The organism is Pseudomonas sp. 05N434 (assembly GCF_056396965.1).
In genome coordinates, this window is sequence record NZ_JBFTMK010000224.1 from 1 (window position 1) to 7,523 (window position 7,523).

The 7,523-nt window shown below is 59.3% G+C and carries 8 protein-coding genes; 7 read left to right on the plus strand and 1 reads right to left on the minus strand.

Annotation, left to right across the window (positions count from 1 at the left end):
• The 6 genes from AC1DLB_RS15595 to AC1DLB_RS15620 form a co-directional block, all read left to right on the plus strand.
• The coding region (locus AC1DLB_RS15595) for an NAD-dependent epimerase/dehydratase family protein (RefSeq protein WP_477785239.1) at positions 1-748 on the plus strand (748 nt) is incomplete at its 5' end.
• 49 nt (positions 749-797) lie between these two features.
• Positions 798-1,538 carry a glycosyltransferase family 2 protein gene (locus AC1DLB_RS15600; protein WP_018928219.1) on the plus strand — a complete coding sequence of 247 codons (741 nt, stop codon included), beginning with the start codon at positions 798-800 and terminating at the stop codon, positions 1,536-1,538.
• Positions 1,535-1,813: a lipid-A-disaccharide synthase N-terminal domain-containing protein gene (locus tag AC1DLB_RS15605; protein ID WP_018928220.1), complete on the plus strand. Its 279-nt coding sequence runs from the start codon at positions 1,535-1,537 to the stop codon at positions 1,811-1,813. Before AC1DLB_RS15600 ends, AC1DLB_RS15605 begins: the two co-directional genes overlap by 4 nt.
• A 3-nt stretch (positions 1,814-1,816) precedes the next feature.
• Positions 1,817-3,337 (plus strand): ArnT family glycosyltransferase, encoded by a 1,521-nt coding sequence (locus tag AC1DLB_RS15610; protein WP_064616901.1) that lies wholly within the window; start codon positions 1,817-1,819, stop codon positions 3,335-3,337.
• Positions 3,334-4,269 carry an SdiA-regulated domain-containing protein gene (locus tag AC1DLB_RS15615; protein WP_477744317.1) on the plus strand — a complete coding sequence of 312 codons (936 nt, stop codon included), beginning with the start codon at positions 3,334-3,336 and terminating at the stop codon, positions 4,267-4,269. The genes AC1DLB_RS15610 and AC1DLB_RS15615 overlap by 4 nt, the downstream gene beginning before the upstream one ends.
• A gap of 192 nt (positions 4,270-4,461) precedes the next feature.
• Positions 4,462-5,211: an SDR family oxidoreductase gene (locus AC1DLB_RS15620; RefSeq protein ID WP_477744318.1), complete on the plus strand. Its 750-nt coding sequence runs from the start codon at positions 4,462-4,464 to the stop codon at positions 5,209-5,211.
• A 181-nt stretch (positions 5,212-5,392) separates the two neighbouring features.
• On the opposite strand, the gene AC1DLB_RS15625 is transcribed toward AC1DLB_RS15620, so the two are convergent.
• Positions 5,393-6,754, minus strand: coding sequence for an MATE family efflux transporter (locus AC1DLB_RS15625; RefSeq protein ID WP_477744319.1), 1,362 nt, complete (start codon positions 6,752-6,754; stop codon positions 5,393-5,395).
• 335 nt (positions 6,755-7,089) lie between these two features.
• Between AC1DLB_RS15625 and AC1DLB_RS15630 the strand changes: the two genes are divergently transcribed.
• On the plus strand, positions 7,090-7,523 hold a 434-nt coding region (locus AC1DLB_RS15630; protein ID WP_477785240.1), incomplete at its 3' end, for a hypothetical protein.

Consider the following 7,523-nt stretch of genomic DNA (forward strand, 5'->3'; position numbering starts at 1 on the left):
CACCGAGGTTGTGCACCTGGCCGCCCAGGCGGGTGTTCGCTATTCACTGGACAACCCGGATGTCTATGCGCAGTCCAATCTGGTGGGCTTTCTGAATGTGCTGGAAGCTTGCCGGCACCATCGCCCCGCGCATTTGATCTATGCCTCGAGCAGCTCGGTGTATGGCACCAACAGCAAAATGCCGTTCTGTGTCGAAGACGCCGTCGATCACCCCATTTCGCTGTACGCCGCCAGCAAACGCGCCAATGAACTGCTGGCGCACAGCTATTGCCACCTTTATGGCCTGAAGGCCAGCGGCCTGCGCTTTTTCACCGTTTACGGACCTTGGGGGCGCCCCGACATGGCGCTGTTCAAGTTTACCGAGGCGATCCTGAAAGGCTTGCCGATCGACATCTATAACCATGGCCAGATGTCGCGCGATTTCACCTATGTCGACGACATCGTTGAAAGCGTCGCCCGCCTGCGCTCCAAGCCACCGGTGCCGAACGAGCCGGGCGCTGGCGTAAACCGGATTTTCAACATCGGCCGTGGCCAACCCGTGCCACTGCTGGAGTTTGTCGACTGCCTGGAATCGGCGCTGGGCATCAAGGCCCAACGCAATTTCATGCCGCTACAGGCAGGCGATGTGATCAAGACCTGGGCCGACATTTCGGCGCTGGCCGAGTGGGTCGATTTCCGCCCTCAAGTGGCGGTTGAAACTGGCGTAGCGGAATTTGTGAAGTGGTATCGCCACTTCTATCAGATATAAAACGTTAGCCCTTGATAAAAATAGACCAGGGAGCAAGGGAGAGGACTCTATGAGCCAAGACATTTTTGTATCTGTATTGATTCCAGCAAAGAATGAAGCAAACAACCTCAAGCCGTTACTTGAGGAAGTCCACGCCGCATTGAACGGTGAGGCCTACGAAATCATTGTGGTGGACGATGGYAGCACCGACTCCACCCTGCATGAGCTGCGGCAGCTGAAAAACAATGGCCTGGACGCGTTGCGCATCCTGCGCCATGAGCGCTCGCTGGGGCAAAGCACCTCCCTCTACCACGCGGCAATCGCCGCCCGGGGGCAATGGCTGGCCACGCTTGATGGCGACGGTCAAAACGACCCCGCGGACATCCCCGGGATGTTGGCGCTGGTGCGCGGTGAAAAGGGTCTGGTCGACGTTCAGCTGGTAGCCGGGCACCGGGTCAACCGCCGCGATACCGCAAGCAAACGCTGGGCTTCGCGTTTTGCCAACGGGCTGCGTCGCCGCCTGCTCAATGACGATACCCCGGACACCGGCTGCGGGCTGAAGCTGATCGAACGCGCGGCGTTTCTGCGCCTGCCGTACTTCGACCACATGCATCGGTACATTCCCGCGCTGATCCAGCGTCACAACGGCCGAATGATCGTCCACCCGGTCAACCACCGGCCCCGCACCGCGGGTGTGTCCAAATACGGCAACATCGACCGCGCCCTGGTGGGTATTCTTGACCTGTTCGGTGTGTGGTGGCTGATCAAGCGCACGCGGTTGAACACCAACGCGCAGGAGATCGAAGGATGAACCTCTCCCGCGAAACCCTGTGGCTGGTGGTCGGCTTCGCTGGCCAGATCGCCTTTACCGGTCGCTTCATCCTGCAGTGGCTGTATAGCGAGTACAAAAAACGCAGCGTGATCCCGGTGAGTTTCTGGTACCTGAGCATTGTCGGCAGCGCCCTGCTGCTCGCTTATGCCATTTACCGGGCAGACCCGGTGTTCATCGCTGGCCAGGCCTTTGGTTCCATCGTCTATCTGCGCAATTTGCAATTGATTGCCCGCACCAAACACCTGAAGGACTGAGCCATGCGTAAAACCCTGTCGCCCAGCATCGAATGCCTGGGCCTGGTGCTGCTTGCCTTGCTGTTGATCGGCGCTGGCCTGGGGCTGCGTCAACCGCAAAACGTCGACGAGGAACGTTTCCTCGGCGTAGCGCTGGAGATGCTGCACAACGGGTCATGGTTCATCCCTCACCGCGCTGCGGAGATCTACGGCGATAAACCGCCGGTCTTCATGTGGATGGTGGCGTTCTTCGCGTGGCTCACCGGCCTGCCCGCCCTCGCCCTGTATATTCCGGGGATGTTGTCGGCGGCGACGGTCACGGCCGTGGTCTACGACCTGGGCCGCCGGCTGTGGAATCAGCGTATCGGTCGAATAGCCGCGCTGTTGTACCTGGCCACCTATCAGACTTACAGCATCCTGCGTACCGGCCAGATCGACAGCCTGTTGATTCTGTTCACCTCCCTGGGCCTGTACGGACTGGCGCGGCACCTGCTGCTCGGGCCAGCCTGGCGCTGGTTTTACGTGGGCTGCGCCGCCATGGGCATTGGCATAATCACCAAAGGGGTCGGCTTCGTCCCGGCCTTGATGCTGATTCCGTATGCCTACGCGGTGCGCAAAAACTGGTCCGGCGTGGTGGCCATGCCCGGCCAGAAGCGCAAATGGTTCCTGGGCTTTCTGGTGGCGCTCGGGGCTATCGCGATCTGGCTGCTGCCTCTGGCACTGTCCATTGTGCTCAATGGCACCGCGGAAGAAGTCGCCTATGCGCGAGAAATCCTGCTGCGCCAGACAGCGGGACGCTATGCCGCCGCGTGGGACCATCGCGAACCGTTCTGGTACTTCTTCGTCAACGTGATCCCGCAATACTGGCTGCCGCTGGTGCTGGCCCTGCCGTGGCTGGTTCCGGCCTGGCGCAAGCAACTGCGCAAGCACGACGGTCGAGTGCTGGTGCTGTTGAGCTGGGTCGTGCTGGTGGTGCTGTTTTTCTGCCTGAGCACCGGCAAGCGCAAGTTGTACATCTATCCGGCGTTGCCCGGTCTGGTGCTGGTGGCGGCGCCGCTGATTCCCTGGCTGCTCAAGCGCTGGTTCGGAAAGCGTCCGCGCGGTATGCGGGTATTCCAGGCGCTGGTGGTGAGCTGGTTCGTTCTGTGGTTCGCCCGCGGGTTCATCGAGCCGATCAAGGAAGGTCCCAACCCCCACGAAGCGATCATGGCGCAGGCGGCGACCATGACCCACGGTGCCGAGCTGGTGCTRGTCGACTGGCGCGAGGGCCACTGGTTATTCGCCCGGCAGCCGATCGTGCATTTCGGGATGAGCAGTTCCTCGGTCGAACAAGCGGCGCAATGGCTACGCGAACACCGTGATGCCTACGCCCTGGTCCCGGACGAAGTGCTGAGCAAGTGTTTCAATCCCGAGGCCGCTCATGAGCTCGGCGAAACGTCTCGCGCGCAATGGTCGATCGTCGGCGCCGATGCCGATAACGGCCAATGCCAGCCCGGACAACCCAAAAAGGTCTATCGCTTCAGCTGGGACAAGGACAAGTCATGAGCAAGAGAGGGAAGCTGGGGATATTGTTCATTGTTGTATTGCTTGGCGCCTACGTGGTTTCTGCACATTTCATGGTTCACCAGCAGCTGTATGCGTACTGGAAAACTCTTTGGCATGGTAATCAGGCGCCCGATAAAAATATCTGGCTGCCGGACTATAAAGCCGTGATCCAGGCCAAGCCTGTCGCGGACATCACCAATCTGTCCGGCATCGCCTATGACCCGGACCATGATCGACTGCTGGGCATCACCAATGGTGGGCCCATGCAGATTGTGGCCATGAACCGCAACGGCGATCTGCTTGAACGTTACCCGCTGATCGGCTTCCAGGACACCGAAGGCCTTGCTTACCTGGGTAACGGACGCGTAGTGATCGCCGATGAACAGTTGCAGCGACTGTACGTCATCACCTTGCCGGACAGCCCTGGCCCGATCCATGTCGAGAACGCCCCGTTCGTTGCCATCGAGATCAACCTGAGCGAACACAACAAGGGCTTTGAAGGCGTGACCTATGATGCGGCCAATGATCGTATCTTCGCGATCAAGGAGCGCGATCCGCGGCAGCTGTTTACGGTCACGGGCATGCTGGCGTCCATCGGCAGCCCGTTGCAGGTGCACATCCAGGACTTGACCCACTGGATCGACCGTAGCGTCTTCGGCCTGGATCTTTCCGAGGGTTACTACGATCCGCGGACCGGTCACTTGCTGTTATTGAGCGAGCAATCCAGCAACGTGACCGAACTGGACCAGGACGGCAACTTCGTCAGCTTCCGCTCCCTGCTCGGCCTGAATGACCTGAAAAAAACCATACCGCAAGCCGAAGGCATGACCATGGACACCTCCGGCGAGCTGTACATTGTGAGCGAGCCCAACCTGTTCTATCGGTTCTCCAAATCGAAGGTTGCTGTGGCGGAGAATCAGCAGAAGCAATAATGGGTTTGCACCGGATGGACCGGGCCCGACCATCTATCGGACTAGTTTCCAATCTCTGCGCCATTGAGGACATTCCGGGTCTTTAATGGTTGCAGGATTCCAAGCCAGCCCCCCCCCACTCCGACCAGAAACACGATGTCCAAGCGGGGCTGACACCTCGCACCCCACTGCGCACGCATCGGGAGACTCGTCATGAAAATCGTCGTGATTGGCGGTACCGGGCTGATCGGCAGGCAGCTCTGCAAAAACCTGCAAGACCTGGGGCATGAAACCCTGGCCGCGTCACCGAGCACCGGCGTCAACGCCCTCACCGGCGAGGGCTTGCAAAACGCCTTGCAAGGCGCCGATGTGGTGGTCGACGTGGCCAACTCGCCCTCCTTCGAAGATGCTGCCGTGCTCGAGTTCTTCGAAACCTCCGGGCGCAACCTGCTCGCCGCCGAGAAGGCCGCCGGGGTCAAACACCATGTCGCGCTGTCGGTGGTAGGCACCGCGCGCATGCTCGACAGCGGCTATTTCCGGGCAAAAATGGCCCAGGAACAACTCATCAAGGACTCAGGCATTCCTTACACAATCCTGCGGGCCACGCAGTTCTTCGAGTTCATCGGGGCCATTTCCCACTCGGGCGTACAGGAAGGCGACACCGTGCGCTTGACCTCCGCCGCGTTGCAGCCGATTGCCGCAACCGATGTCGCGATGGCGCTGGCGAAAGTCGCGGTGCAAGCGCCGAGCAATAACACCCTGGAAGTGGCCGGGCCTGAGCGCTGGCCGCTGGTGGAGTTCGTGCGCTTGTTTTTGCAACACACCAACGACCCGCGCCAGGCCCAACCGGACGACACGGTCCCCTACTTCGGCGCGCCGATCGATGACCACTCGCTGACGCCGGGAGAGCACCCCATCGTCGGGCCGACACGCTTCGAAACCTGGCTCAAGAGCAATAGTTGAGGGGCCGTCGAGGGCCTAGGGGGCGTTCTCCATTAGTTTCCCCGCCGCGTTGTCGCCTTAAAGCGAGCCAGTCAAGGCGCAGGCTGCTGGGAATGATTGTTCCCTTTCCAAGGCCTGCAACGCAGGCTGGCCCGCTTTAAGGCACAACCCGAAGGGCCGGGAAACTAATGGAGAACGCCCCCTAGACCAACCGCTCGATCTTCTGATGCTGCCAGACCATTTTGTAGTACAGCGTCTGCAGCATCAGCATGCCCAGATACGCCACCGGAAACGCCATCCACACCCCTGGCAGCCCGAAGCGCGTATCCAGCAGATACGCCACCGGCAACTGCACCCCGACCACGCAAACGATCGACACCGCTACCGGCACCAATACCGTGCCGCTGGCGCGCATGATGCCGCCGACAATCGCCTGAAAACCAAATACCAACAGGCTCCAGAGCATGATGTGCAACAAGTGCTCGGCCATTGCCCGGGTGGAATCATCCGTAAGAAACAAGCCCAGCAACCAGTGCGACAGCAGATAACCCAACAGCACCAGGCCGCCGGTCAGGCACACGTTGATCAACAACCCGGTGCGCAAAATCTCCCCCATGCGCTCAAGGCGCCCTGCCCCGATCGCCTGCGCGCCGAGGATCGATGCCGTGATCGCAATCGACAGCGCCGGGAACTGCACGTAATTGACGATCTGCGTCACCGCCCCGTACGCCGCCGTCGCCTGGGACCCGTGCTGGTTCACCAGCGCCAGAATCACCAGCTCCGACAACGACAGCACCACCATCTGCAACCCGGTCGGCAGCCCGATGCGCAACACCTTGCCGAGGATGACCCTGTCGAGCCGCATCGCCGCAAACATCTCCCGATCCGGCGCCAACGGATGTCCCTTGCGAATCAACCGCCACGCCAGCCACCCCATCGCCGACAAGTTACCCGCCAACCCCGCCCACGCCGCACTCTGAATCCCCATAGGCGGGAGCCCCAACCACCCGAGAATCAACGCCGGCGTCAGCGCCAGCCCGACACACGTCGACACCACCAGCGCCAACAACGGCGACAGCGTATCGCTCACCCCGCGCAGTAACTGCGTGAACAACACAAACACCAACAGCGACGGCAAAATCCACATCATCACATGGGCATACGCCACCGCATCGTCCAGCACATCCCCCGGAGTGCCCAACCCCTGCAACGCCGGCCGGGCAAACACACTGCCCAACACCGCCGCCACCAACCCGATCATCGCCCCCAACAGCAACGTCGAACCGGCGATGGCCTTCACCAGATGCGGCTCACGGGCGCCCCAGGCCTGGCCGATCAACACCCCAGCGCCCGCACCGAGGCCGATAACCAGGGCGATGAAGAAGAACACCACGGGGAACATGCCCGATACCGCCGCTAACGCCTGGGTGCCGAGCAATTGGCCAATGTAGATGCTGTTGACGGTGCCGGACATGGACTGGAGGAAGTTGGAAAGGGCCATGGGGGCGAGGAATAGGAGGTAGGTTTGCCAGAGGGGGTGTTGGGGTTTGGTTGGGGTTTGCATTGAGGGTCCGTCTCGGGTGGGGGCTGGCGTTTTGGGGATTCTACGCTACGGAAAATGGGAACAGTGCGCTTGTAGTTCACGAAATCAGTGCAGAACACTATTCGCTCCCCATTCGAACTCAACATCTGTTGTGGACCGATATACGTTCTTCTGGAGCTAGGCAGGCCAGCGGGGTCTACCCCGTTCCGATTGAGTAAACTACGCCCCCCTCGAAAAACACTCAATCAGACGTTCCAGATGGTATGAAAAATGTATGTCCCATTTGCTCGGAGGTCAAAACACCGGTTATTGCGACTTCCGTTCTATAATCTTTCCCAAGGGCTTCGCAGGGTCCAATGGAAACCGGGGAAGGAACAATGCGAAAAATTACTGGGACGTTAACGGAAGATCTTAAAAATCACATTGGGGAAAATGACATCAGTCGACACGATGCATTCCCTGTAAACACATATCGCGAACTAATGAAGCATGTAGCACAATTATCTTACATAAACAAAGACCACTTACTCTTCTTTCGCGGCCAAGCAAATGACTACATCAACAAGGCCGGAGCCTCAACATTTTATCCGTCAATATACAGAGGTGAACGCACGACAAAGCAAGAATTAGAAACAAGATTTGAGATACTTTCGGGAGCATCCAAGAGATTAGCAGACTCTTTTATTAAGCAAAGAATAGATGGTGCTGCTGACGTAAAAAAAAGAAGATACATCCAGTGGAGCATCCTTCAACACTACGAAGTATGCCCAACCCCACTAATGGATTTCAG

Coding starts and splice junctions, on each gene's coding strand:
- AC1DLB_RS15615 (WP_477744317.1), top strand. CDS start 3,334: ATGAGCAAGAGAGGGAAGCTGGGGATATTGTTCATTGTTGTATTGCTT.
- AC1DLB_RS15625 (WP_477744319.1), bottom strand. CDS start 6,754: ATGCAAACCCCAACCAAACCCCAACACCCCCTCTGGCAAACCTACCTC.
- AC1DLB_RS15620 (WP_477744318.1), top strand. CDS start 4,462: ATGAAAATCGTCGTGATTGGCGGTACCGGGCTGATCGGCAGGCAGCTC.
- AC1DLB_RS15605 (WP_018928220.1), top strand. CDS start 1,535: ATGAACCTCTCCCGCGAAACCCTGTGGCTGGTGGTCGGCTTCGCTGGC.